1 protein-coding gene and 1 pseudogene are annotated in these 529 nt (G+C 49.3%); both read right to left on the reverse strand.

Features of this window, described 5'->3' with window-relative positions; genetic code table 11:
* Nucleotides 1–117 precede the first annotated feature (117 nt).
* A complete protein-coding gene (locus ACTHUT_RS21675; protein ID WP_250599438.1) occupies nucleotides 118–294 on the reverse strand; it encodes a hypothetical protein in 177 nt (58 codons plus the stop codon).
* 80 nt (nucleotides 295–374) lie between these two features.
* Nucleotides 375–529: pseudogene (locus ACTHUT_RS21680) on the reverse strand (exodeoxyribonuclease III); the annotation flags it as partial.

The raw sequence follows: 529 nt of genomic DNA on the forward strand, positions 1-529 counted from the left end.
ATATACAATCAAAAGAAGAATAAATTTTGTTTATTAAATCAAATCAAGCCGTAGCCTGCATCTCTACTAACCTCGTTCGTGGTTACACCATACCCCCTACCTGCGGATGGCATAAACTTAAAAACTGACATGTAGCAAGCCGTAGCCTGTATCCTCACCTACCGCGTGCGTGGTTGCGCCACACACCCTACCTGCGGCGGCACAAACTTTAAAACCGACGTAGGGTGTGTGCGGTACGCACGCACGCGTTTTTTGCTGTTCAAACCATTGTTTCAAATCTTCAGAAGACCTCAAACGTTGTCTGAAAAACTCTTAGTGCAAAGGCCGTCTGAAATCCAGTTTTCAGACGGCCTTATTTTTCTTAATTCAAAGTGTTAGTAGTCAAACTCTGCAATTACCGGCGCATGGTCGCTGGGGCGTTCTTGGGCGCGGGTTTCTAGGTCGACGGTGACGTCGGTCAGGGTGGCGGCGAGTTCGGGGCTGGTGAGGATGTGGTCGATGCGCAGGCCGAGTTTGCGTTGGAACATGG

The organism is Neisseria sp. P0022.S010, assembly GCF_051956635.1.